The sequence below is a fragment of the Planktothrix tepida PCC 9214 genome, assembly GCF_900009145.1.
Lineage (GTDB): Bacteria > Cyanobacteriota > Cyanobacteriia > Cyanobacteriales > Microcoleaceae > Planktothrix > Planktothrix tepida.
Genome location: NZ_LN889801.1, coordinates 1 through 25,373 on the forward strand (window position 1 = coordinate 1; position 25,373 = coordinate 25,373).

29 protein-coding genes are annotated in these 25,373 nt (G+C 39.1%); 17 read left to right on the forward strand and 12 right to left on the reverse strand.

Going from position 1 to position 25,373, the window contains the following annotated elements; all coding sequences use genetic code 11:
* Positions 1-282: 282 nt before the first annotated feature.
* Positions 283-444 carry a hypothetical protein gene (locus tag PL9214_RS30610; RefSeq protein ID WP_245824242.1) on the forward strand — a complete coding sequence of 54 codons (162 nt, stop codon included), beginning with the start codon at positions 283-285 and terminating at the stop codon, positions 442-444.
* 110 nt (positions 445-554) lie between these two features.
* On the opposite strand, the gene PL9214_RS12795 is transcribed toward PL9214_RS30610, so the two are convergent.
* The 6 genes from PL9214_RS12795 to PL9214_RS12820 form a co-directional block, all read right to left on the reverse strand.
* A complete protein-coding gene (locus PL9214_RS12795) occupies positions 555-2,174 on the reverse strand; it encodes a WD40 domain-containing protein (RefSeq protein ID WP_072719202.1) in 1,620 nt (539 codons plus the stop codon).
* Between the two features lie 252 nt (positions 2,175-2,426).
* Positions 2,427-2,723, reverse strand: a complete 297-nt coding sequence (locus PL9214_RS12800; RefSeq protein ID WP_072719203.1) for a type II toxin-antitoxin system RelE/ParE family toxin — start codon at positions 2,721-2,723, stop codon at positions 2,427-2,429.
* A gap of 7 nt (positions 2,724-2,730) precedes the next feature.
* On the reverse strand, positions 2,731-2,952 hold the full coding sequence (locus tag PL9214_RS12805) for an addiction module protein (RefSeq protein ID WP_072719451.1): 222 nt from the start codon (positions 2,950-2,952) through the stop codon (positions 2,731-2,733).
* 216 nt (positions 2,953-3,168) lie between these two features.
* Positions 3,169-4,572: an NAD(P)(+) transhydrogenase (Re/Si-specific) subunit beta gene (locus PL9214_RS12810; protein WP_072719204.1), complete on the reverse strand. Its 1,404-nt coding sequence runs from the start codon at positions 4,570-4,572 to the stop codon at positions 3,169-3,171.
* The gene (locus PL9214_RS12815) at positions 4,572-4,868 is read right to left on the reverse strand and encodes an NAD(P) transhydrogenase subunit alpha part 2 (RefSeq protein WP_072719205.1); all 297 of its coding nucleotides are present in this window, start codon (positions 4,866-4,868) and stop codon (positions 4,572-4,574) included. The genes PL9214_RS12810 and PL9214_RS12815 overlap by 1 nt, the downstream gene beginning before the upstream one ends.
* Before the next feature lie 20 nt (positions 4,869-4,888).
* Complete coding sequence (locus tag PL9214_RS12820; protein ID WP_072719206.1) at positions 4,889-6,046, reverse strand: Re/Si-specific NAD(P)(+) transhydrogenase subunit alpha; 1,158 nt, start codon at positions 6,044-6,046, stop codon at positions 4,889-4,891.
* Positions 6,047-6,342: 296 nt separating this feature from the next.
* Here PL9214_RS12820 and PL9214_RS12825 point away from each other — a divergent pair, with 296 nt between their 5' ends.
* From PL9214_RS12825 to PL9214_RS12870, 10 genes are all read left to right on the forward strand, one after another.
* Complete coding sequence (locus PL9214_RS12825) at positions 6,343-6,855, forward strand: DUF2808 domain-containing protein (RefSeq protein WP_072719207.1); 513 nt, start codon at positions 6,343-6,345, stop codon at positions 6,853-6,855.
* Between the two features lie 149 nt (positions 6,856-7,004).
* Complete coding sequence (gene rpmH, locus PL9214_RS12830) at positions 7,005-7,142, forward strand: 50S ribosomal protein L34 (protein ID WP_071783091.1); 138 nt, start codon at positions 7,005-7,007, stop codon at positions 7,140-7,142.
* A 110-nt stretch (positions 7,143-7,252) separates the two neighbouring features.
* Positions 7,253-7,657, forward strand: coding sequence for a ribonuclease P protein component (gene rnpA, locus PL9214_RS12835; RefSeq protein ID WP_072719208.1), 405 nt, complete (start codon positions 7,253-7,255; stop codon positions 7,655-7,657).
* Positions 7,629-8,021: a PH domain-containing protein gene (locus PL9214_RS12840; protein ID WP_072719209.1), complete on the forward strand. Its 393-nt coding sequence runs from the start codon at positions 7,629-7,631 to the stop codon at positions 8,019-8,021. The genes rnpA and PL9214_RS12840 overlap by 29 nt, the downstream gene beginning before the upstream one ends.
* 165 nt (positions 8,022-8,186) lie before the next feature.
* A complete protein-coding gene (yidC, locus tag PL9214_RS12845) occupies positions 8,187-9,350 on the forward strand; it encodes a membrane protein insertase YidC (RefSeq protein ID WP_072719452.1) in 1,164 nt (387 codons plus the stop codon).
* A 2-nt stretch (positions 9,351-9,352) separates the two neighbouring features.
* A complete protein-coding gene (locus tag PL9214_RS12850; protein ID WP_072719210.1) occupies positions 9,353-9,829 on the forward strand; it encodes a Jag family protein in 477 nt (158 codons plus the stop codon).
* Between the two features lie 52 nt (positions 9,830-9,881).
* A complete protein-coding gene (locus PL9214_RS12855; RefSeq protein ID WP_072719211.1) occupies positions 9,882-10,385 on the forward strand; it encodes a YceD family protein in 504 nt (167 codons plus the stop codon).
* Between the two features lie 149 nt (positions 10,386-10,534).
* Positions 10,535-12,046: a Ycf46 family AAA ATPase gene (locus PL9214_RS12860; protein WP_072719212.1), complete on the forward strand. Its 1,512-nt coding sequence runs from the start codon at positions 10,535-10,537 to the stop codon at positions 12,044-12,046.
* Positions 12,047-12,176: 130 nt separating this feature from the next.
* On the forward strand, positions 12,177-12,635 hold the full coding sequence (locus tag PL9214_RS12865) for an SH3 domain-containing protein (RefSeq protein ID WP_072719453.1): 459 nt from the start codon (positions 12,177-12,179) through the stop codon (positions 12,633-12,635).
* A gap of 97 nt (positions 12,636-12,732) precedes the next feature.
* Positions 12,733-13,485, forward strand: a complete 753-nt coding sequence (locus PL9214_RS12870) for a hypothetical protein (protein WP_072719213.1) — start codon at positions 12,733-12,735, stop codon at positions 13,483-13,485.
* Here PL9214_RS12870 and PL9214_RS12875 read toward each other — a convergent pair whose 3' ends face one another.
* Positions 13,486-14,277, reverse strand: a complete 792-nt coding sequence (locus PL9214_RS12875; protein ID WP_072719214.1) for a Uma2 family endonuclease — start codon at positions 14,275-14,277, stop codon at positions 13,486-13,488. It abuts the gene before it with no gap.
* Positions 14,278-14,602: 325 nt separating this feature from the next.
* Between PL9214_RS12875 and PL9214_RS12880 the strand changes: the two genes are divergently transcribed.
* The gene (locus PL9214_RS12880) at positions 14,603-17,887 is read left to right on the forward strand and encodes an Eco57I restriction-modification methylase domain-containing protein (RefSeq protein WP_072719215.1); all 3,285 of its coding nucleotides are present in this window, start codon (positions 14,603-14,605) and stop codon (positions 17,885-17,887) included.
* A 140-nt stretch (positions 17,888-18,027) separates the two neighbouring features.
* Here PL9214_RS12880 and PL9214_RS12885 read toward each other — a convergent pair whose 3' ends face one another.
* Genes PL9214_RS12885 through PL9214_RS12895 form a run of 3 tightly spaced genes read right to left on the reverse strand, consistent with a single transcriptional unit; the run spans position 18,028 to position 20,656 of the window.
* Positions 18,028-19,152: an ATP-binding protein gene (locus tag PL9214_RS12885; RefSeq protein WP_083580000.1), complete on the reverse strand. Its 1,125-nt coding sequence runs from the start codon at positions 19,150-19,152 to the stop codon at positions 18,028-18,030.
* Between the two features lie 9 nt (positions 19,153-19,161).
* Positions 19,162-19,416 (reverse strand): WD40 repeat domain-containing protein, encoded by a 255-nt coding sequence (locus tag PL9214_RS12890; RefSeq protein WP_072719216.1) that lies wholly within the window; start codon positions 19,414-19,416, stop codon positions 19,162-19,164.
* Between the two features lie 13 nt (positions 19,417-19,429).
* Positions 19,430-20,656: an RNA-guided endonuclease InsQ/TnpB family protein gene (locus PL9214_RS12895; protein ID WP_222425192.1), complete on the reverse strand. Its 1,227-nt coding sequence runs from the start codon at positions 20,654-20,656 to the stop codon at positions 19,430-19,432.
* Between the two features lie 35 nt (positions 20,657-20,691).
* On the opposite strand from PL9214_RS12895, the gene tnpA reads away from it, so the two are divergent.
* A complete protein-coding gene (tnpA, locus tag PL9214_RS12900; protein ID WP_072717176.1) occupies positions 20,692-21,090 on the forward strand; it encodes an IS200/IS605 family transposase in 399 nt (132 codons plus the stop codon).
* A gap of 66 nt (positions 21,091-21,156) precedes the next feature.
* Here tnpA and PL9214_RS12905 read toward each other — a convergent pair whose 3' ends face one another.
* Positions 21,157-21,639 (reverse strand): hypothetical protein, encoded by a 483-nt coding sequence (locus PL9214_RS12905; RefSeq protein WP_072719217.1) that lies wholly within the window; start codon positions 21,637-21,639, stop codon positions 21,157-21,159.
* The gene (locus tag PL9214_RS12910; RefSeq protein WP_072719218.1) at positions 21,626-23,077 is read right to left on the reverse strand and encodes a P-loop domain-containing protein; all 1,452 of its coding nucleotides are present in this window, start codon (positions 23,075-23,077) and stop codon (positions 21,626-21,628) included. Before PL9214_RS12910 ends, PL9214_RS12905 begins: the two co-directional genes overlap by 14 nt.
* Before the next feature lie 490 nt (positions 23,078-23,567).
* Between PL9214_RS12910 and PL9214_RS12915 the strand changes: the two genes are divergently transcribed.
* From PL9214_RS12915 to PL9214_RS31250, 4 genes are all read left to right on the forward strand, one after another.
* On the forward strand, positions 23,568-24,044 hold the full coding sequence (locus tag PL9214_RS12915; protein WP_072719219.1) for a hypothetical protein: 477 nt from the start codon (positions 23,568-23,570) through the stop codon (positions 24,042-24,044).
* A gap of 113 nt (positions 24,045-24,157) precedes the next feature.
* A complete protein-coding gene (locus tag PL9214_RS12920) occupies positions 24,158-24,688 on the forward strand; it encodes a cupin domain-containing protein (protein WP_072719220.1) in 531 nt (176 codons plus the stop codon).
* A 68-nt stretch (positions 24,689-24,756) separates the two neighbouring features.
* Positions 24,757-25,023, forward strand: coding sequence for a hypothetical protein (locus tag PL9214_RS12925; protein WP_072719221.1), 267 nt, complete (start codon positions 24,757-24,759; stop codon positions 25,021-25,023).
* Between the two features lie 148 nt (positions 25,024-25,171).
* Complete coding sequence (locus PL9214_RS31250; RefSeq protein WP_186440354.1) at positions 25,172-25,348, forward strand: hypothetical protein; 177 nt, start codon at positions 25,172-25,174, stop codon at positions 25,346-25,348.
* The last annotated feature ends 25 nt before the right edge of the window (positions 25,349-25,373 follow it).

The following is a 25,373-nucleotide window of genomic DNA, read 5'->3' on the forward strand; positions in this document are numbered from 1 at the left end:
GTGTCAAACCGTCCAATCTTCTGTTTTCAAACCAGGAACTTTGCTAAAGTCCCTAACATTTCTAGTTAATAATATTAAGTTACGAGACTCGCTGTAGGAAACTAATGTGGTCGGTGTCGAGCAGATATTTCACAATTCTTGATTACCTTGAATAATGGGTTGATCAGCTTGACGAAAAGCAAAGATCATAAAAATATTTAATAAAAAAATAGGGAACAAGAATAAAATTTTTATTTTGAATTGTATTAAACTAAAAGTAACTCTTAGAAAAGGGTAATGGTAATGGTGACACTGCAACTCAAACAACTTAGCGTTCCCCCTGGACAGCGTGTGCTATTTGTGGATGTAAGCTGGCAAGATTTTGAGGCGATTTTAGCGGATTTGGGCGAACATCGGGCGGCGCGAGTCGCTTATTGTCAAGGAATTTTGGAGATTACGAGATAGGATAGAATTATAGCGTTGATAATATTCTATGAGAGATAAGAAAAGAGTTTGCCACTGATACAGTTAACATATAATAGAAAGGGCGATCGCATCATCTTTACCTGTTCATCTCAACTCCCACGCCCAAACAAAGCTATAATTCTTGTTAAAGTTATTACTAAAGTCTCTATTGATAGGGAAAATCTTTCTAAAACAGACATTTGAACTACTGATAAAATGGCTCGTAATGGAGAACGACGAGCTTTAAAAAGTATAGCTGTTAAAAAAATAGCTGAAAGTAAAATTATAAAATTTAGAGATAAAATTAGTGTGGTTTTATAGGAACGTTGATTAATACAATCTCCTAAAATATTTAAACATTGATTATCATCAGTATTGAAAATAACAATATTAAATACTAAGGCTACAATAGAGAATAAAATTCCTATAGAGAAGACAACCCATAATTTTGATTTATTATTTAAAAATTTAATATCCCATACTTTCACTGATTCATCAATACTGCTACTCGCTAATATCTGGTCTGTAGGACTAAACGCTAGAGAAGTAACAACCTGTGAGTGGCTCTCAATTGTGGAGATCAGGTTTTTCTTTTTAAAGCCCCAAATTTTAATCGTTTTATCAAAGCTTCCACTTGCTAAGGTTTTTTCATCACAGCTAATTGCTAAACAAGTGATGGAGCCTTGATGTCCCTTCATTTCGTAGATGAGATTACCTGTAATATCCCATATTTTAATCAAGTTATCATGACCACCACTAATTAGAACTGGCTTTTTAGAACTAAACAAAATACTATAAGTTCCACCGCGATGACCGAGAAAAGTACGATCAATTTTTCCTGTGCTTAAATTCCAGATTGTTATATTACCATCATCACTAGCACCAGCTAAAAATTTCCTATCTTCACTAAAACTAAGAGAACGAATACAGCTTTCATGACCTGATAACGTTAAGATTTCCGACTTTGACTTGATATTCAAAACTTTAATGAAGTTATCTACTCCTGCGATCGCTAATAACTGACTATCATGACTAAATTTAATAACTACAACAGAATTTAATTTAGATCCAAAATCAAAAAGTTTTTCTCGTTTATGTAGATTCCATAATTTAATCGGTTGATTTCCACTAGCAGTTGCTAAGAATCTTTCGTCTTGGCTAACATCAAGCGCAGTGATCGCTTGATCATAAAAGTTAAATTCAACAAAGTTTTTTCGTTGATCTTTATTGATTTTAACAACCTTACTGTTTAACCAGTCCCAAAAGGTTATAAAACCATCTCCTCTACTACAAATCAATTTTCTTCCTTGGTTTGTAAATGCAACCTGGAAAAAACCATAGGGTATAGGAGACAATAATTGATCGCCAATAAAAATTTCTAGGGTTGGTAAAACTGGCTGAGTGCTAGAAGGATAATTTCTAATAATTTTAGCTATATTTTCTTTGCCATTTTTCAGTGATTTATGAAGTGATTCAACAGCTTGAGAGGCTTTTTTCTGCATTTTTTCTGTTGTTTCAGTTGCATTTTTAGAAATAACATCTTGAACTTCTGAAATCTGTTTAACAGTCTCTTGAATTTCTTTAGTCTTGTCCCTAAATTTCTCAGCAATCTTTTCTGGAGATTCAGGAATTTTCGTTGTGAGTTTATCAACGCTATCATTCAGTTTTTGGGTAGCGTCGTTAACTGCATTTTCGCCTAGTTGTTTAAGTTTGTTTAAGGGATTATCCAAGATATTTGCCAGGGGAAGGAGATTTACATAACAAAGATTATAAAACTGAGCTATTGTATTCAGATTAAAACCTATACAAAACTTCAATATTGAGTGTTGAGAGACAGAATGAGATCCGACTAAAAAGCCTCCTGTGAATCAGAGGAGGGTTAGCAAAGGTATAAGAAAAAGAGCTTCTAAAGTTGCTTCACTTCCGAAACTAACAAGGATAATATATAATTGATAAAAAATAAGTTTCGCTACAACTGTTGATTATGTTCGGATTTTCAAAGCTTTTGGATCTCTCCGACTATGAAAAATTGCCGTTATAATCACCCGACTCGATACAATCCGATAGTAAACAAGATAAGGGAAGCGACGCACCACAGACCGCCTAACATCACGATAAACTATTGGATAAGACTCTGGCATCTGGCAAATGCGATTTAATACCTCGTCTATAGAATCCAAAAAATCATCACCTAGTCCGGTTTGCTGATTTTCATACCAATCATAAGCTTCATTAAGTTCTTCACGAACTTCTGGTCTAAATACTAGGACATAATTCATGATTTTTTTATTTTCTTTTAATTGAAGCTTTTATATCCTCCCAAGTCATCACATCATCTGGATTGGTTTCATAAGCAGTAATTCGATGATCAAGTTCTTGTTTCTCTACATCTGTCAAATCAAGATAAGTTTGCTCTTCTGCTATACTATCCCAAATTGCTTGTACAAGACGAATCCGGTCTACAATACTCAGAGATGTAATTTGATTTAAGGTAGCAGTAAGATCCATGTCCATTACCTAGATAGAAGGTTTTACAACTGATACACTCAAAATATAACAGAAATAATGTTAACTATCATTTCTTGTTTAACACTGGGTATTGATGACATCTGTTTAACCATTACTCTATTGTTGATTTAAGCGATCGCTTCGCTCTTAATCTTATTATAATTCCTAAATTAAAAACCCTCCCCGAAATTACGGAGAGGGTCACAAAGGATGTTTTTACAGTTGTTTTACTTCCGAAACTAACTTAGCAACAACATCCTTAGCACTGCCAAACAACATCATGGTTTTGTCTTTGTAGAACAAATCATTTTCCACCCCAGCAAACCCAGTATTCATACTGCGTTTAATCACAATGGTATGTTTAGCTTTATCGACATCCAAAATTGGCATTCCATAAATGGGGCTATTTTTATCTTCCCGTGCGGCCGGGTTCACCACATCGTTTGCTCCGATAACTAATGCCACATCGGTTTGATCAAACTGTGGATTAATGTCATCCATATCATATAACTGAGGATAGGGAACATTCGCCTCTGCTAACAGTACATTCATGTGTCCCGGCATCCGTCCCGCCACAGGATGAATGGCATATTTAACATCCACCCCATTACTTTCTAATTGATCCACCAACTCCTTAACACTATGCTGGGCTTGGGCTACAGCCATACCATAACCGGGGACAATGACCACAGAACGGGCATATCCTAACATCATCGCCCCTTCTTCGGGGTCAATACTGCGAACCGTTTGATCGGTTGCAGTGCCTCCACTGGCAGCCCCAGAACCGGCTTCTCCTGTGCCAAACCCAGCAAATAGCACGTTCGTTAAAGAACGGTTCATCGCCTTACACATAATCACCGTTAAGATAATCCCCGATGCCCCCACCAACGCCCCAGCAATGATTAACAGGTTGTTCATCACAACAAACCCGGCGGCAGATGCGGCTAACCCCGAAAAGGAGTTTAACAGAGAAATCACAACGGGCATATCACCGCCACCAATGGGGATGACAAATAACACGCCTAATATTAGAGAAATGAAAACTAACCCTAAAAAGACCGCCACATTAAACGGGGTTAGGCAAATATAAACACTACCCAAACCAAAGGCAACAAACAGCAGAATATTAAACTGTTGTTGTAGGGGAAATAAGATGGGAGAACCACTCATAATTCCCTGTAATTTGGCAAAGGCAATCATGGAACCTGTAAAGGTTACACCTCCAATTAATACCCCTAAAATAGCCGTAATGGTTGTGCCTAAAGGGGGAGATTCTGCTAAAGCTAAATACCGCCAAAATTCTCCCACCGCTACCATGGAAGAAGCTGCACCCCCTAAACCATTGAGTAACCCCACCATTTGGGGCATTTCTGTCATTTGAACTTTATACGCAATTACTGCCCCAATAACTGAACCAATAATTAAGGCGAGAGCGATCATTTCATAGTTCAAAACTTGCCGATCTAACAGGGTGGCAACAACGGCAATTAACATCCCAATAGCTGCCCATAAATTGCCGTTTCTGGCTGTTGCTGGAGATCCTAATTTTTTTAATCCAAAGAAAAACAAGGTGACAGCCACTAAATAGCTGAGTTGTATTCCCGTTAAACGAATATCCATTAGGCTTTAGCCTCCTTTTTCTTAAACATTTCCAGCATTCGATCTGTGACTAAAAAGCCACCGACAACGTTAATCATGGCGAGAATAATGCCAATAAATCCAAGAATCACGGTGACATTCCAATCGCGATCGCCCGCAATAATTAACGCGCCTAAAACGGAAATTCCTGAAATCGCATTAGCCCCAGACATTAAGGGTGTATGCAATGTCGGCGGAACTTTGGTAATCACTTCAAACCCCGCAAAGGTCGCTAAAACAAACACAAACAATGCGGAAATTAAGGTTTCAGTAGTCATAATTTCAGAACAATTGACAGTTAACTGTTTACAGGAGACTGTTGATGATTGAGGCTTAAGGCTTGTTTAACTCTTTCGGAACGAATTTCACCGTTATGAGTTACACAAGCTCCATCGAGAATATCATCTGCAAAATTGAGGTTGAGTTGCTTCTCTTTGTTAATCATTAATGTTAATAAAGCCGAGAGATTTTTGGCATAAACTTCGCTGGCATGAATGGGCATCGAAGACGGTAAATTAATCGGCCCAATAATCGTTACACCATGTTTAACCACATCTTTTCCCGGTTCGCTGCATTCACAATTTCCGCCTTGTTCGGCTGCCAAATCAACAATTACCGAACCCGGTTTCATGTGGGCTACCATGTCTTCTGTTACTAATACAGGTGCTTTTCTACCGGGAACTTGGGCCGTTGTCACCACCACATCAGAGGCGGCGACGTGCTGCGTCAGAACTTCACGGGTGCGTTCCTTGGCTTTTTCGGAGATTTCCTTGGCATAACCGCCTTCAGCAACGGTATCTTCCTCCAGGGACACATCCACAAATTTGGCCCCTAAACTTTGGACTTGTTCTTTAACTTCGGGACGAATATCAAACCCTTCGACAATAGCACCCAGCCGTCGGGCGGTAGCGATCGCTTGTAACCCAGCAACCCCGGCTCCCAAAATCAACACCTTAGCGGGACGAATGGTTCCGGCAGCCGTTGTTAACATAGGGAAATATTTCGGTAAAGCCGTTGCTGCAATTAATACCGCCTTATATCCCGCTAAGTTCGCTTGAGAAGATAAGGCATCCATGCTTTGGGCGCGACTGGTACGGGGGATCAGTTCCATACTAAAAGCGGTAACGTTCTGGGCTGCGAGTTTCTGAACTAATTCAGGATTTCCCAAGGGGTTTAAAAAGCTAATTAACACCCCCCCAGAACGCAGTTGAGACACTTCAAAGTCTTGCAAGACCCCCACTTTCAACAGCACATCTGCCTCACGCCAAACGGTACCTTGATCAGCGATTTTTGCCCCCACCTGTTCATAGGTGCTATCGGAAAAACAAGCCCGTTCCCCAGCCCCAGCCTCCACCCACACTTCCACGCCTTGTTTCACCAAACGAGCAACAACATCAGGGATGAGGGCGACTCGCCGTTCATCGACCTGACTTTCTTTAGCAATACCAATTTTCATAAAATCTCCTCATAATTGTGTTCACTGTTAACGATTAGCTTGACTGTTGACTGTTGATGATTGACTTTGAAAAGTCAGCGAACCCTGGTAGGCGTAGCATTCCTTCTCCTGTCGCCCCTACTTCCCCTACTCCTCCTCTCCCCCTGCGATCTTTCCTCTCTATCCCGAGTTGTGTAACAATAGAGTTCTAATTTTGCATCGTAAAGCTAAATGCCTGATTTGGATTCTTATCTTTAACTTGTCTTTATCTAGTTCAGAAAACTTAAACAAAATTTCACTGTGTTACGGGAGTGTGTATGCGACAACTATTTTCTGCGATCTTGATTACGGGTTTGGCGGTGACGGGTTTAGCTGAAATAACTCAAGCCCAAGGTTTACCGGGTATTACCTTACTCAGTGGCCCCGATAAAACCAATATTTTAAATTATTTTCTTGAAAGCGGACGTTCAGGGGAGTGGGATCGCTACAAACTCAGACTTCCAGCCGATAAGTTGAACTTAGCGATCGCAGAAGTTTCCATCACCTATCCCGACTATTACAAAGGGACGATAGATCCCGACCGGGTACAAATTCGGGTTCAAAATAAACCAATTCCCTTAGAAGAAGTGATTTGGGATAAAGAAAACCATATTATCCAAATTTATCCTCAAGAACCGATTCCGGCGGGTACGAAAGTTGAAATCGTGATGTCTAACGTCAAAAATCCCACCTTTGGGGGGGTTTTCAACTTTAACGCCAATATTCGTACCCCTGGAGATGTTCCCATGTTGCGTTATGTCGGAACTTGGATTTTGAGTATTGATGATTAATCTTCGTTGCCAGAGTGCCCATTGTTAAGAGGGATCAGTCCCGATTAACAGATTACTGTGAAGCCGGGAGAGAAAGTCCAACAATTGTGATATACTGAAAAATTGTGACTTTTGATTAAAAATTAACGAAAAGGCACCGGAGGTAAGCAATGGCTCAACAAACCCTGCAAGGAACAAACCGCAAAAAGAAAAGAGTTTCTGGCTTCAGGGTAAGGATGCGGACAAAAAACGGCCAAGCCGTGATCAAAGCCCGTCGCAAAAAAGGACGGGCACGTTTAACGTTTTAATTCCTTGCTCCGAATTAAAGACACCCTATTGCTATTCCCACGAACTCATGGCGATCCCGATGGTCAAGCTGAGGGAAATGGGTGAATTTGTGGGTGGCAGTACCTGATTCATGTTACCCAAAATCAATCGACTCCGACATCCCAAAGACTTCAAAGCCGTCTACAGCAAAGGACTGCATCGAAAAACCCCTCATTTGACCTTGAGGGCGTTACGAGGTCAACCTTATAGAACAGAAAAGAATTTAACAAACTCCGCCTCTGTTCACCCGACTCGGATGGGAATTTCCATTAGCCAAAAAGTCAGTAAACGGGCTGTTGTCCGAAATCGGATCAAACGCCAAATTCGGGCAGCTTGGCATCAGTTTTTACCCCAGGTATCCCCCGGTTGGGATGTGGTGATTGTCGTCAAACCAACAGCCGATCAGTGCAATTATGCAGAAATTCTGCAAGAATTAAAACAGTTGTTGGTAGAAGCAGAGGTTTTAAATGGGTATACGGGAGGAAAGTTTTTATGAAGGAGGCCCCGCTATCGGCGACCTCATTATCAATCTATTAATAGGGCTGACGATTATTGGCATCCCTCTCACCATTGGGGCAATTGTCCGGGCGTTATGGCTGCGCTATCGCATCACCAATCGCCGGATATCCGTCATGGGTGGATGGATGGGTCAAGACCGTACTGATATCGTCTATTCAGAAATCGCCAAAATCGCGAAAGTTCCTAGAGGATTTGGGGCTTGGGGGGATATGGTATTGACCCTAAAAAATGGTTCTCGTCTGGAACTCCGGGCTGTTCCTCGTTTTCGAGAAGTCTATGACTTTATCCTAGAAAAACTCTCGCCCCAAGCTCAAAAAGCCAGTGCTGCGATGAGCCGATGATCTTGATATGGGACAACATCGCCCTTAACAGGATTGAGTTCCTTCCTGTTGAGCCTCAACGCTGATCAATCAACTGGGTTGTCACCCGCCTATCGGTCAAGTGTTGGCGAATGGTTCTTAAAATTAATCTATATTCAATCCAAGCAGTTCAATAAACTCAAAAGAATGGACTTTGGTATCGGGTTTCTTTCCAACAATGTGATGTTGCCGATCCTAGATTTTTTCTACGGGATCGTGCCGAGTTACGGTTTAGCGATTGTGGCGTTAACCTTAGTGGTGCGCTTCGCGCTTTATCCCTTGAATGCGGGTTCAATTCGCAATATGCGGCGAATGAAAGTAACCCAACCGTTAATGAAAGAACGGGTTGACAAAATTCAACAACAATATAAAGATGACCCGGAAAAACAACGGGAAGAAATGAGTAGAGTCTACAAAGAATTGGGAAATCCCTTAGCCGGATGTTTCCCGCTTCTGATTCAAATGCCCATTCTCTTCGCGTTGTTTGCCACATTACGGGGTTCACCCTTTTCAGACGTTAACTATACGGTTGATGTTCAAATTTTTCCCCGTGAACAAATTCAACAAATTCAACCCCAAGCCTACGCCACTAAACCGCAAAACTATTATTTTGCTGATGGAATTCATGCCTCTGTTGTGGCAATGATTCCCAGTGGAAACCGTTTAGGCGTTGGAGATCAAGTCCCCGTTGAACTCCAAACCGTTGAGGGTAAACCCTTACAAACGGAATTAGCTCAATATCCAGATGTGCATTTAACCCCCACCTGGAAAGTTCTCAAAGGAGAAGACAAAATTCAAGTCAATGAAAACGGTCAAATCATTGCCTTGGCTCCTGGAGATGCCAGTATTCAAGTGGGCTTGAGAGGATTAGCATCGGATAAAGGATTCTTGTTTATTGATGCCTTGGGTCGCGTGGGAGCCGTTGATCCCGATGGTACGATTCACTGGGATATTGTCGGCATGATTCTAGCCTTTGGGGTGTCTTTATACCTCAACCAAGTCCTCTCTGGACAAGGGCAAGGTTCCAGTGGGAATCCTCAGCAAGATACAGTGAATAAAATTACTCCGGTAATTTTTAGTGGGATGTTCTTCTTCTTCCCCCTCCCCGCAGGTGTGTTGCTGTATATGCTGGTTGCCAATATCTTCCAAACCATTCAAGCCTTTATTTTATCGCGGGAACCCCTGCCTGAAAACCTGCAAAAAATTGTGGAAGAATCCAATAAAACCGCTAAATTGGCGACGGCGGAAGGGGAAGAACGAGAAGCGTTACCCTTTGAGCCGAGACGTTCTAAGAAAAAGGCGCAATCCTAGCAATGAACAACAGCGATATACAACAGGGTCAAGAGTGGTTGGAGGAATTGCTCAAATTAGGGGGCGTTCCTTCCACCGTCAAACCGAGTTTAGAGGCAGACTCCTGTTGGTTAACGATAGATGAAGTCAATCTCACCCCCGAACAAGTGGCTATTTTGGTGGGCCAGGATGGGGAAGTTTTAGATGCGATTCAATATTTACTTAACGCCATTCACAACCTAGGCAAAGAGGACGAAGAACGCACCTCTTACACCGTAGAACTGAACGGATATCGAATTCGACGTCATTTAGAACTACGGGCTTTAGCTGATCATGCCGCGAATCGTGTCCGTCAAACGGGCGGGGAAGTGGAAATTAAGTCCCTTTCCTCGGTCGAACGGCGTCTGATTCATCATTTTCTCGAAGAAAGCGATGATTTAGAAACCTATAGTCGGGGACAAGATCCCGACCGTCGTTTGGTGATTAAAATAAAGGGCTAGACGAGGACTTCTTGTTTAGCCTTGTTTATTGTTGGAGGGTTTGAAAGTAATTATGGACTCTATCTATATCCCTCATTTACTGAGAACACAAAACCGATCTTTAGAATTCGAGTTTCAAGAGTTTTTTCCAGACCTAGAAACCTTAACTCCGGTTCGGGGTCGGATGCGAGTGAGCCACAAAACCACTTATCTTGAAGTTGTGGTACAAGCTGAAACCATTGTCACTCTCACCTGTGACCGATGTTTAAAACAATATAATCATCGGTTAAAAGTAGATACGTCCGAATTGATTTGGTTGGATGTTTCGGCTGATCAACTGGATACTGCAACGGGTGAAGTGGAAATTTTGCTGGATGAACCAGTAGAAAGTTTACACCCCCAAGGTGATTTTTTAGCTGGGGATTGGCTGTATCAGCAATTATGCTTGGCTCTGCCTCTAAGACAACTCTGTGATGGCCCCTGTGAACCTCCAAAACCGGCTGCAATCGAACCCCAGACCCTTGTTGACGGGCGCTGGGCTGCGTTACAAGCTTTGAAGCAAAATCTACCAAGTTGAGGGATCTGTCCGTGGAACAGGCATCTTGCCTGTTAACCTATGAAAACCTGTTAATCTGTTAAAACCTGTTAATCTGTTAAAACCTGTTAACAGGCTGCTATTAACAGGCAAGATGCCTGTTCCACGGATTCTACACTCCTGTTCTTTCTATGAGCAAATTCAATGAAGAATTGAAGCTACTATTGCGATCGCGCTACGCGATTATTTATATCCCGACTTTAGAAGAAGAACGAGTTGAAACTGCGATTAAACAAGCCGCCAAAGAACAAGGAAATCGTGCGGTTTATGTTTGGGATTTTGTTGATGGATATCAAGAGGGAAATCCTAATGATTTAGGGGCTGGAAAGCGTAATCCTTTACAAGCGTTAGAATTTATAGAAAAATTACCGGAAGCAATGCCAGCAATTTTTGTTTTAAGAGACTTTCATCGATTTTTAGAGGATATTTCGGTTTCTCGGAAATTAAGAAATTTAGCGCGAAATTTGAAATCTCAACCTAAAAATTTAATCATTATTTCCCCTCAAGTTTCAATTCCATCTGATCTCAGTGAAGTTTTAACGGTATTAGAATTTCCCTTACCCAATAAAACTGAGATCAAAACAGAAGTTGAACGATTATTAATGGCAACGGGACATCCGATAGAGCCTCGGTTACTCGATGAAATGGTACGTTCTTTTCAAGGATTGTCTTTAGAAAGAATTCGGCGAATTTTAGCCAAAGCGATCGCCACCCATGGAGAATTACAAGCAGATGATCTGGAATTAATCTTAGAAGAAAAACGCCAAACGATTCGCCAAACTCAAATTTTAGACTTCTATGCAGCCCAAGAAAATATTTCCGATATTGGAGGGTTAGATAATTTAAAAGATTGGTTATTAAGGCGGGGAGGAGCATTTTCTGAACGGGCAAGACAATATGGTTTACCTTATCCCAGAGGATTATTATTAGTCGGAATTCAAGGAACCGGAAAGTCCTTAACTGCAAAAGCGATCGCCCATCATTGGCATTTACCGTTATTAAGATTAGATGTAGGGCGTTTATTTGCAGGGTTAGTGGGAGAATCAGAATCTCGTACCCGACAAATGATTCAATTAGCAGAAGCGTTAGCACCTTGTGTGCTGTGGATTGATGAAATTGATAAAGCCTTTTCAGGAGTAGATGGAAAGGGAGATTCAGGAACAACGAATCGGGTATTTGGTACATTTATTACATGGTTAGCCGAAAAAACCTCTCCCGTTTTTGTAGTTGCAACTGCCAATAATATTCAATCTTTGCCTGCGGAACTGTTAAGAAAAGGGCGATTTGATGAGATTTTCTTTGTGGGATTACCCTATCAAGAGGAACGAAAAGCAATTTTTGAAGTGCATCTATCTAAACTCCGACCTCAGAGTATTAAAAATTATGATATTGAACGGTTAGCTTATGAAACTCCTGATTTTTCGGGGGCGGAAATTGAACAAACTTTAATTGAAGCCATGCACATTGGCTTTAGTCAAAACCGAGATTTCACAACCGATGATATCTTAGAAGCCGCGAGTCAAATTGTTCCCTTAGCCCGAACTGCGAAAGAACAAATTCAGTTTCTTCAAGATTGGGCGGCGGCGGGAAAAGCGCGTTTAGCGTCTCGACAGAGTAGTTTAAATCGTCGTTTGTCCAGTTGATGAGATCAAGAAACCGGGTTTCTAACCTATTTTTTCCTGAAAAACCCAGTTTCTGTCCTTGTCCAGTTGATGTTATCATGGTTGTTTTTAATCCTGTTAAAAATTCATGTATAGACCTGCTCCCAAAACTATGAATCTTTATGGTGTTTTTAAATTTATCGTTGGCTTTTTTCTGGCTATTTTAATTTTAGCGGGTGCAACGGTAGCAACAGCTTTATATTTTGCAGCGCGTTTAGCAGAACTTCCAGAACGTCCCACCTTTCCCAATGATAACCCCAAGGCAAAGGTCGCTTCAAAAGCAACAACTCCTCAACCTCAAGCTACTCCCACACCCACCCCAACCCCAGCAGAAGAAAAGCTGGAACCCGGTGCTTATCGAGCAATTGTGACACAGCCCATTGGTTTAATTTTACGCGATAGTCCTAGTACAGACGCGAACCGAATTGGGGGAATTGCTTATAACGAAAAAGTGGTGGTGTTAGGAGAAAGTGAGGATAAAGGATGGCAAAAAGTTCGGGTTTCTCAGGATAGCGATCGCACCGGATGGGTTAAGGGAGGAAATACAGAAAAAATTGAATCAGAAAACTAATATTTAATCAAATATGGTGAATCAATCTCTAAATTTTCTCCTGTTGAGATGGAGGATCTTCTTCAAAGTTCTCCCCTTTGTTGTCTTATTTTGCCTAATGAAATGGATAACTCATCAATTAGGATGGCAACTGGGAACCTTTGATAGTCAGATGGGTTCCTTGTTAGCTGCGGTAACATTTATTGTCGCTTTTATGTTAGGTGGAACCTTAAGCGATTATCGCATTTGTGAAGATATTCCCATCCAGATCGTTAATGCTATTGAAACCATCCAAGATAGTAACCTTTATTTAGCTGCTAGAAAGCCAGAATATGATCCTCAACCTCTGACTCAAGGGTTATTTGATATTGTTAAATCTATTTTACTTTGGTTAGAAAAAGCAGAACCTCTTGAACAGATTGAAAAAAATCTAACCGATTTGAATCAATTATTTGTTACTTTTGCTATCAATTCTGATGCTCCCATTGTCGCTAGAATTCAAGGGGAACAAGCTAAAATTCGAGTGTTAGTTACCAGAATAGAACGAATTCGAGATACAGAGTTTATGACTCCAGCCTATTCCTTACTCAAAATTCTTTTAGTTTCTTCTCTCTTAGCTTTATTACTGATAGAAACTCCTGAATTTACCATTAATTTAATGATTTCTGGACTCATTAGTTTATCCTTATCCTATATTCTGGTTTTAATTTATGACCTCGATAACCCCTTTGAATATGATGGAAAATCGAGTGCGGATGTTGACTTATCTCCTCTAAAAAAACTGTTAGAACAGTTACAACCGAATCCGTTACAAGGTTTAGTCTTATCAAACACCTTAATAGGTAGTGCTATACCCGGAAACGAAAAATAATTAGTCTTCGGGTGTAATTCCTAATGCTCGTAATTGTTCTGCTAACCGTTCCGCTCGTTGGCGTTCAGTTTCCGCCCGTTGACGTTCAGTTTCCGCTCGTTGACGTTCAATTTCCGCTCGTTCATTCCCGGTTAATAACAAATTTCCTTCACTATCCCACCAGCGCAACCAAGGTAATTCTACATTTTGATATTCACCTTGCCAAATTCCTAATTCAACATTTAGGGACGGGATCAAATAATGTCCGCGTTCATTTTGGGGCAGAAGTTCAAAGCGATTTTCTATCAAATGATAGACTTCAATACTAGCTTTTTCAACTTCATAAATTCCGTAAAATGCTGGACGAATGACTTGCTCATAAATCCAAAATTTACCCGGTTTTTTGCCTTGCGGTTCTGCTGTCCATAAGGATGTTTTATCCCGTTCTTCTGAACCATCCCCAGAGACAAATTCTACAATAATTAAAGGGGCAACATATTCTTGCCAAAGCACATAGGAACGTCGCATTTGACCGTTTAAACTGGGGAGAACATTAGGAACATAAAACCAATCTGGTGCTTCTGCTCCCCGTTGAGGTGGGTCTGTAATTCGCCAATAAATCCCACTATCTTGACCAATACAATAGTATCCGTCGGGATGAATATTTTGCAGAATCGGGTTAATTGAGTCTGTGAGTAAAATACTTTGAGGATGTTCTTGAAAGTTTTTCACAAAGGTTCCGTCTGAGTCAGGGAGTTGGGTGTGGTCAGGTAAGGTTGTTGTGAGTGGTTCGGGGGGGAGTATTGTTGTCATCGTAATATTAAAAATAAGGTTAAATTTAGGATAGCAACATTAGGCGTTTATATAATTTTATAAGTTTACCACAAATTGGCTCAATTGTCTGATTTAGCAGGGAACAGTAAGCAGTGAATGAGTTTCAGGATGTAGAAGTGTCCTAACGGTAATCCGTAGCACTATATTATTGTCCTGTAGGATGATGTTTCTTAATATTAATAACCTTAAAATTAAATAAAAGATTCAATAATTTACAGGATTCTGTTATAATGAAATTCTATTTGAATAAAAATCAGTAATTCATCTCCGGTCATCATACTTTATTCTTAATTCAGCCAACCTGATGCAAATTACTAAAACCTTATTTCAAAATAAAATTCTCAATAATGCAATCCGAAATTTTACTTTTCCTGATGATTTGCTAGACCGCCATGAAATTCTTCAACGTTGGATTAATACCCTAAAAGCAGGAACACTCGAAAAAGTTAAAGAAACATCTTTACAGGGGGATTTTTTAAAAGATATTTTTCAGGATATTTTAGGATATCGGTCTGTGATTTCAGGAGAAGGGAAAACCTGGGAAATTCATGCGGAACAAATGATTTCTGATGGAGGTGGGTTTGCTGATGGTGCATTAGGATTATTTACTGCAAGTGAAGGGAAAGCAGGAAAGGTTAAACTTCAGGGTAAAATTATTGCACCCATTGAATTAAAAAGTGCTAAAGGCGATTTAGATCGACCTGCACCCGGACGCAAACTCTCTGCGGTTGAACAAGGTTGGCAATATGCGAATTATACAGAAAATTGTCGTTGGGTGATTGTCTCTAATTATCGAGAATTACGTCTTTATCAACTCACGAAGACACCCGCTTATTTTGAATGTTTTTTATTAAGTGAATTAGCAGAAATCGCTAATTTCAAAAAGTTTTATTACTTACTCTGTCGCACTAACTTTTTACCCAAAACCGGACAACAACAATCGATTATCGATCGGTTATTGGCAGATTCCGATACCGCACAACAAGAAATTACAGAACAACTTTATCAAGATTATTATAATGTTAGAATTAATCTTGTTAATCATTTTTGCTTTACTGGTCTTAAAAATATCCCAAATCGAGATAATATTTTAATTGAAAAAGCTCAAAAAACCTTAGATAGAATCTTATTTTTAGCTTTTTGTCAAGATCGAGGATTATTACCTAAAAATACCCTCAATAATGCTCATGATCACAAAGATCCTTATAACCCTAGACCTATCTGGGATAATTATAAATCAGTATTTTCTTGGGTTGATAAAGGCAATGAAGATCCACCGATTCCGGGTTATAATGGGGGATTATTTGAACATGATCCGTTATTAGATGAACAGTTAACGGTTCCTGACCCCCTTTGTACACAACTCAAAAATTTAACGAAATATGACTTTGAAACAGAAGTTTCTGTTGATATTTTAGGGCATATTTTTGAACAATCGATTACGGATTTAGAAGCTTTAAAAGCTAAAACTCAAAACCAAGATTTTAACCAAAAATCAGGGAAACGCAAAACCCAAGGGATTTTTTATACTCCAGCCTTTATTACTCAATATATTGTGCAGGTTGCCTTGGGAGGGTATCTCAAACAAAAAGAAGATGAATTGCGCGATCGCTTTCAATTAAATACTACCACAAAAATAACTAAAAAGCAACAAAAACAGGCAGAAATTGAATTTTGGCAAACCTATCGAGATCAAGTTTTAAAACAAACCAAAGTTTGTGACCCCGCTTGCGGTTCTGGAGCATTTTTAATCGCGGCTTTTGATTATTTATTCCAAGATTATCAACGAGTTAATCAAGCCTTATCTTCCCTAGTAACAACATCAGAACCAGAGTTAGAACGTTTAGATACAATGATTTTAACTCAAAATTTATATGGAGTTGATTTATCGGCGGAGTCGGTCGAAATTACTAAATTATCGTTATGGTTAAAAACGGCTGAACCTGGAAAATCCTTAACCGATTTAGATCATAATATTAAACAAGGTAATTCTATCATTGCTGATGCTGACTTTACGGAAAAACCCTTTAACTGGGAAACAGAATTTCCTGAAGTTTTTGCTCAGGGGGGTTTTGATGTGGTGATTGGAAATCCTCCCTATGTCCGACAAGAATTATTATCCTCGATAAAACCCTATTTAAAAGATCATTATCAATCCTATAATGGAGTGGCTGATTTATATGCTTATTTCTATGAAAAAGGGTTAAATATCCTCAAACCCGCCGGAAAATTATCTTATATTGTTACGAATAAATGGTTAAAAGCAGGTTATGGAGAACCCTTGCGTCGGTTTTTTATTGAAAATAGCATTTTTGAGCAAATTATTGATTTTGGACACGCCCCAATTTTTGAGGATGCAGATACTTTTCCCTGTATTATATCCGTTTATAAATCTTACCCTTCTCAAGAGTTAGCAACTAAAACAGAGGTTAAACTTTGTTCAGTCCCTAGAGAAAAATTAACCAATATTAACTTAACTCAATATGTCCATAATGAAGGTTATGATGTTGCTTGGTCAAGATTTACAGCCGAATATTGGAGTTTAGAACGTCCCGACGTTGAGGAGTTAATGAAGAAAATTCAGCGTGTGGGAATTCCTCTTAAAGATTTTGCAGGAGTTAAACCGTTATATGGGATTAAAACCGGGTTAAATGAAGCATTTTTAATTGATGATGAAACTAAAAATAAAATTGTTCAAGCTGATCCAAAATCTGCCGAAATTATTAAACCTTATTTACGAGGTCAAGATATTAAACGGTGGAGTCCAGAATGGCAAAATTTATGGATGATTTATACTAACTCCGAAGTTGATATTAATTCTTATCCCAGTGTCAAACAACATTTAAGTCAATATAAGGATAAATTAGAAAAGAGAGCTAGTAAACAAATTTGGTGGCAAATAGAAGCTTCTCCGACCTATTACCAGAATTTTTTAGATCCAAAACTAATTATCCAACGCATAGCATTTTATCCTAGAATAGCTTTTGATGATCAGAGTTTATTTATTAATGATTCAGCTTTAATTATTCCGAGCGATAATTATTGGATATTGGGATGTCTGAACTCTCCTGCTAATTGGTATTTAAGCTTTCGTTGTCTACCCCATAAAAAAGATGAAGCATTAGCAATGGATATTCCTTATGTTCAAAATTTTCCTATTGCACCACTGACTAATATAATGTCTGTCGAGTATGATTGTATTGTCCAAAGATTAATTGAAATCACAAAAATTAATCAAACTGCTAATGATGATGTTTTAACCTGGCTACAAATTCAATATAAAGTTAAAAAAATTAGTCGAAAACTAGAAAACTTTGCCGATCTGAGTTTTGAAGAATTAATCGAAGAAGTGATCAAACAATTACCCAAAAGTAAATCATCTGACCCTTTAGGAGTCAAAGGATTAAAATCCATACGAGAAGCTTATCAAGAATATGTACCCGCCATTCAATCTCGCAAACAAGAAGCTTTAACCTTAGAAAAACGGTTATCAGATTTAGTGAATCAAGCTTATCAATTAACCCCTGAAGAAATCGAATTAATGTGGAAAACAGCACCCCCTAGAATGCCTTTTTATCCCCATTCATAAATTGATCACAGGGAACAGAGAGCAGGTTTAAATAGATTGCTATATAGCAATCCTATTTGATTTGTGGTAGGGGTAATTCATGAATTACCCCTACAGTAAGGGTTTTAGTCATAGAGGTTATTACAACCAATTTAGGCTTGCTATAGTTTCTTAAAAAAATCTCGAAAATGGGAATGATATAACCGATAATAGATTTCATTATTAATCATTTCAATTTGCAGAAATTCGATCCAATTTTCTAAGATTAATTCAATATCATATTCATCCTCATTGAATTGTTGGGCGATCGCTTCTAGGGTAATACCTTGCTGATTTTGGCTTAAACCTGCAATGATTTTTAATTGTAATTCCGTTGGGTTTCCTGCGGTCATTTGTTGCCAAAGGCTTTGATAATAGGCGGTTAGCCGGGACGGGGTTATGTGTTGGAATAGATTTGCGGTTTCTGAATGCTCCTGAAGGGGAGAAAAAGAAGATAAATCGGACATCAAAAAAGCAATCCATTCTGAAATATATTTAAAGTTATTTTCGCTATTAATTTTGAGCCATTCTAATCCTAGTTCCGGTTGAATTTGCCATCGATTTAAACTTGCTTGAAAGCCAGGATTATGAATAAAAAGCTGTAAATAAGCTTGAATATCCTGTTGATTTTCTGAGGAATAATTGCTTAAATCTAAGATTTGGCTAGGGGTTTCGGTTAATAACCCCGATTTGATTTTTAGATAGGGACGACGGGAGAGAATAAAATAGACTTTTTCGGGTAAATAACGGGGTAAATATAAAAGATTTGACCCGACGGTTTGACGGGTGATGTCAATGCGATCAACTCCATCAATGGCAATGATTAACCGTTGTTCGGGGGATAATTTTTCGCTAATTTTTTGTAAAATAATTGAGAATAACCAACCGCCCTGGGGGGAATCTTCCAGTAAGGGAATATCGGTTAATTGATAGCGATTAATTAACTGATGGCAGAGAGTTTCCAAGGTGCGATCGCTGAAATTCGGGTCTAATTCTGTTGTCGTAAAAATTAGATCGGGATACAGGTTAAGCAACTGCACCAGAATGGCAGTTTTTCCCATACCTGGATAACCCACCAGGGTAAAATATCCCCGTGAATAGCGGTTAATAAACTGTTTGATGGCATCAAAAACAAAGTTTCTGCCTGTGAAATTCAGGCGTTTTTGTTGCAAAAATTCCCCCAATTCCGGTGAATTGGAATAGGCCTCAAGAGGAGTCGGAGAACGAGAGCGATTAGGATTGATCATTCTATTCAGCTAATAAAGACCCACAATTTCTAAAATGTGTATCTGCCCCAAGCTGTCACCCGCCACAATCTTTTGACCATCGGGTGTGAAAGCACAACAGTTAAAGCCACCATCGCCCCAAAAGGTGATCATCTCCTGTCCGGTAGCCACATCCCACAGTTTCAGGGTGTTATCGTCTGAAGCAGAAACCAACCACTCCCCTTTGGGACTGATGGCCACTGCCCTTACCCAATCCTGATGTCCGGTGAGGGTACGACTTGACACTCCCACCCCTGCGCTACGCTAAAGGGGTGGGATTCTCGTATCTAGTCCAGTCAAGCAGAGACAGTTGAATATACTCTTGTTTGACTGTATTCACCGAGTTCAGGGGTGTGCCAAGCACCCCATCAGTTAAACCGGATGAATCCATTACAGAAGCATCTCTCTGTAGGTCTAACTGACAAGAAAAACCGTCCCATTGAGCTAGGTTTTTCGCAGCATTCAAATCAGAGTTATGGTAGTGACCATTAGGGCAATTGAAATCATGTCGATTTCTTTTACCAATAAAACCACAGGTTGAACAGGATTTGGAAGTGTATGGCGCAGGTCTTTTAATTAATTTCAATCCTTTAAGAGCCAACTTATAATTAAGTTTCTGTTCCAAAGAATAATAAGACCAATTATGTCGAGATTCACCGGAATCAGAACGAGATTTTTGGCTCTGTTTCATTGTGCTTCGACATCCTTCTAAATCCTCAATAACAACATCAGCATTATGGTATTCGGCAAAACGAACAATTCGACGGCTGATTGTATGATTGATTGCATCCATCCATCGTCGTTCTTTTTTGTCCCATTTCTTTAATGCTCGAAACTTTTTAGCTTCTTGAAGTTGTTTTCTTCGTTGTTGAAAATAACGTCTCCGATGCTTAACGCTTTGACCATTAAAGAACTTACCAAAACCCTGTTTAGGTGCAACTACCGCTAAATTATTCTGTCCTCGGTCACATCCTAATCTTTTCTCCGTCTTAACTTCTGGAACATCCTCAGTAATTGACAGATAGGCATACCACTTATTTCGATGTTTAATTAATTTAAAAGAACCCCCTTGAATTGTTCCCTCTAACAATCCGTCTAAAACAGGTTGCCAATGGGGAGATGCAACTTCAATGGGAATTCTTTTTTCACCTTTAAGGGTTGGAAAACTAATTGAATAAGTATTCCCTTTTAGGGTTAACTTCCAGTTTTGGTTGTTAACTTCCACAGGAAGAACTTTATATTGTTTGGTTTTACGACCTGTGGGTGATGTGGTATGTCGGATTACTTGGTTAACAAGGGCAGATTTTAACTCGGACATAATTTTAGCTGTTGTCATTTTACGCCGTTCTTTAATCGGCAATGACAACAGCTTGTTGGCAACCCGTGTGTTTTCTGCCGTCATTTGCTCAAACACCTGAGCTTTACAACGGTTGAGATCCACGAATTTCAATTTAATCGTCCGAGTTATTTTTGTCATGTCATCCATGATAACATAAGGTTGATGAATCGTGTGTATCGACAATGACAGAAAATCAATATAGAAGAAAAAACACATCAGTTAGTCTGATCAACTATCATTTTGTCTTTTGCCCAAAAAGGAGGAAAAGGGTGTTGGTTAACGGAGTGAGCAGAAGATTAGAGGAAATTATCTACCAAAAAGCAAAAGAGCTAGAATGTGATGTCCTAGCTCTGGAGATAATGCCTGATCATGTGCATTTATTTATTAGTTGTCACCCTTTGATTGCTCCACATCAAATTATGTTCAGAATCAAAGGGGCATCATCAAGAATATTAAGAAAAGAATTTCCTCATTTACTTAAACTACCTTCTTTGTGGAGTCGAAGCTATTATTGTGGGACGGCTGGTTCTGTTTCTAGTGAAACTATCAAAAAGTATATTGCTAACCAAAACTCTCACTAGCCTTCACTCCGCCTAAAGGCGGGTATTCTACATCCCACGCTTGAAAGACGTGGGCTTTGAATACGGTTATTGTAAGCCTGTACCGGGAGGAGTTAAACTGGGGGTGAGGGGACGCAAGCAAGGGCTATCCTGAGATTGGCAAGATTGGGTGAGTAGGGATTGAATGGCAGGTAACGTCTGAAAAGGTTGCAACCGTCCCCAGAGTTGGCTGATCAGTTGATTTGGGTCTTGACGGAGGATATGGGCGGAGAGGGTGAGGGTTTCCTGAAGGCGTTGCAGGGCGGTGTCGGTGTTACGATCAGCGTCGGGGGCGTTGATTAACCCAGGTTGCGATCGCAGTTGATAATCCTCAATCAGAGAATCAATGCCAAATTCGGGATGGGCAATTTTAGCGGAGAGAAAATCAAAATCCGTTAAAATTCGATAGTATTTTTTCAGATTATTATTCTCCAGACTGATGCGAGGAGCTTGCAGTTGAATCCGTTGTTTACTGGGGGAAACGTGCGTAAAGGATTGGTAAAAATTACGCTTTTTTTTATTCTTCTTCATTGTTGTTATCCTCCCCCTCATTATCATCCCAAAAGCCATCTGTATAGCGATCTAAGAGTTGGTTCGCTTCTCGTTTAATCACCGTTTGTTTCGAGAGGAAATCCGCAAAACTTTTATGATAAAGGGTATAACAGATTTCGCCTTTGTAGGGATAACTTCTTAAAAATCCCATCCAATCTTTACTTTTTAAAACGTTCTCCACATCATAAACGGTTTGATTTTGGGTACAGTTTGCGATCGCTTCTGCACTCACAGGTTTATTAATTACAGACAGCATCGCTAAAACCACTGCTTTTAAACGGTTTCGCGGTTGATCCATTCCCAACCGTTGCCAATGTTTATAATAATATTCCTCTAACCCTTTTGGGAGTTCGTTGATCCTTAAATTAGGATAATATCCTTTACTGATGTCGGGCAAAACAAAGCGCAAATACATAAAATTATAATCACTTTTTTCCGTTAAAACCTCAATAAATTCTTCTTGAGTCATTCCGGCTTTGCTAATCCAATCTTGTAAATTTTGGCAATGTTCAGGATCATGGGTGATAAAACAACGAATATAGCCTCGAATATCATTTTTAGTTAACATTTTATATTTTTCCTCCCTGAGATCTAAAATCTGTTCGAGTCCTGGGGCGACAGAAAACCGTTTTTCTTCCTGAGAATAAGGGCGACGAGTCATCAGGAAATACACATTTTTAGGGAGGGTATAAGGTAAATAAAGCAGGTTTCCAGCACCTTCCTGTTGCACTTCGTCTAAAGCATCCACCACCAGAACTAATTTTTCATCTTTTAAATCGTTATTGTTAACAGTTTCTAATAATTTCGGTAAATCAAATTGTTCAGCATCTTTGAGGTTAAACCGTTGAATCAGTTGTTGACGAAATTCGGTTAAAAATAACTCAGGAGAAGTTCTCCCGCTAGACATATCATTAAAATAATGTATCGTTTGATAATCTATTGTATATTTAGCTGCGATCGCACTTTTCCCCATCCCCGGTTCACCAATAATAACAAAATATCCTCGCTCTTTCTGGGTTAAAAATTGCTGAAATTCATCAAAAACAAATTCTCGACCGTGAAAGTTTTTAACCTTCTCTTCAATTAAAGATTCAAACCCCGTTGTTAACTTTTGGGGAGGATGGGGAATAGGAGGATCATTTTGTTGATAAAATTGTTGTCTCAGATATTGATGTAATTTATTAGATTTACCTGCGCCTTTAATTTCCTTTAATTCAGGGAAAATATTATCGAATTTTTCATAAATTGATTGCATTCGTTGTTTAATAGCCTCTACACCATATTGAAGATATTTTGCCACAGATGCTTGATCAGATCTTTGTTCTTCCGATGGAAAATATTGTAACAAGGTTTCCCTTTCCTTAATTGATAAACCCTGTTTAATTGCAATATTTTTAATAAAAGTTTCCCACTCCATCACCCAGTTCCTCCGTTAGTCGTTTTTCAATCATAACATCAAAAGCCTTGAAATCAATTTCAGGCTAAAAGCTCCAACCCGTTAAAACGGGTTAAGAAAGACAAGTCTTGAGTTATCTTTAGATAACGTAGAGACGCGCCATGGCACGTCTCTACAGCCCGAAATGCAAGTTCAGGGCATGATAACTTAAGTTGACACTAATGTGTCCCACCTCGCCCCCACAAAGCTGTTTTAACAGGTTAATGAAATTTTGTATTTCATGACCTCACCTAGAATATTAGGTTAGTTTGCTAATTGATATTATATCTAGCAATTGGGATAAATTCTTGAAAATTAGCTGAGTTTACACTTTAATTACCTCTTGATTACACCTCAATTACCTTTACACTTTTTACACCTCAAATACATTAATTGCTATACCTTTTTCTATTGCTAATCCCTAATAAATGGATATGATAAAAATATAGAAAGCAGACCAAGAGGTAACACAATGGAATTTGAAAGCCTGAAAGAAATTTTAATGAAAGATCCCAGAGTGCAAAGATTAATTGCTCAACAAAGTTCTGATAAAAATAAAAATTCCCTAATCCTTCAACCCGGAAACTTACCGTTAAAACAGTTAAAAATTGCCCAGGTGATGCCCCATTCTATCCGTTTAATTATTCCTTCAAAAGATTGCAATTCTCAACCCATTCCCAACACCGAAAAATATCAGGAAATGGTCAAACATCGTTTTAGTCAATGGTCTGGAGGCTATACCGATAAATCCGGTGAAGGCGGTTATTGTTCTCAAAGCGGTGGTTTAATGCGGGAAAATATTACCGAAGTTGAAACCTGGATGACAGAAATGCAACTGTTACAGCATTTGGATGAGTTAGAAGGTTTAATGGCTTTTTTATTAACAGAAATGAACCAAGAAACCCTGATGCTGATTGTTGATCACTGCGCTGTTTTATTAGCGTTGTAAGGATTATGGGCGAGGTCTTCTCGCCTCTACAGTGACATTTATTTTAGCACTAATTGACTCACATCTCAACAGTAAATCAATAGAATTGATTGATAATAACAGGAGGCAAAACAATGATTTTAACAGTCAAAGATGATCAAAATCTTATCCGCAAAACTGATAACTTTCTCGAACAGTTAAACGAATTAAAACTCGATGAAAGCTTAAGCTTAATTGATCAATATTTGAGCCAATTTACAGCAACCGAACTCTTAGCATCGAAAGAATGGTTAAGACAGGAAAAGTTTTATCGTAAACCGATTTTACAATTAACATCTATGAGTGTGATTGCATTTTTATGGAATCCCAGTGATATCACAGAATATCACCGCCATCATAATTATCAAAATGGATTTTCCCATGCTTTTATTAAAGTATTAAAAGGAAAAGCCTTTCATGAAGTTGCAGAAATTGTTGATGAAACTAAACCCTTTATTAAACTTCGTCAATGTTATAGCGAAATTGTCAAACCAGGAATGATTACCCAAGTTCAACCCGAACAAGCTCACGCTTTAGGTAACTTTGGATGTGGACAAATGTTGAGTATTCACCTGTATATTACCCCTGTTAAAAACGTCGATGAACAATTTTGTTTAATTTCCTAAAACTTAGAAGTCTGGGTGAGATATTCCTCACCCCCAAAAACAAATTACAATCAGAAGGTAAAACTATCATGAAAAACAATAATTTTCAAACAGAATGTACAAGTCCTTTCTGTCTGTGGGTAGAAGATGTTAAATACCCTAATCAACATTTTGTTTGCTTAAAATGTACCCGTGAACGCTGGATTAATCGTCCCTTTGATTTCACAAATTTGGTTATTATTGTGAGTGCTATTTCTCTTTTAATCCTGTTAATTGCTCGTCCCCAGTCTCCGCAGCCTCAACCTCCCATTCAACCTAATATTGGAGAAGAAACCCTCAATCCTCGTTATCTTTAATCGTTAATTCTCCTACAGATTGATTAAGAAAAGTATCCAAATTTAAAGCTTAATTGCAATTTCAGTCAAAACTGATAAAATTTTTCGGTCTAAGTGATAGGGTTAAAGCCATTCAAACATAACGGCTTTAATCTTACTCACCTAGATTATGAACCCTAAACCTTCACAACGCGATCCCCTAGAATCCGCCGTCACCGCAGCATTAGGCGCGGGTGTAGCCACTTCTTTTGCCGTCAGTCAAGGTCAAAGTCCTTGGGTTGCTCTAGGAATTACAGCCTTTGCTGCTATTGTTGCGTTAATTTGCGATCGCGCAGGGCTAGTTTAAACCTCACTTTTAACCCTGATCTACA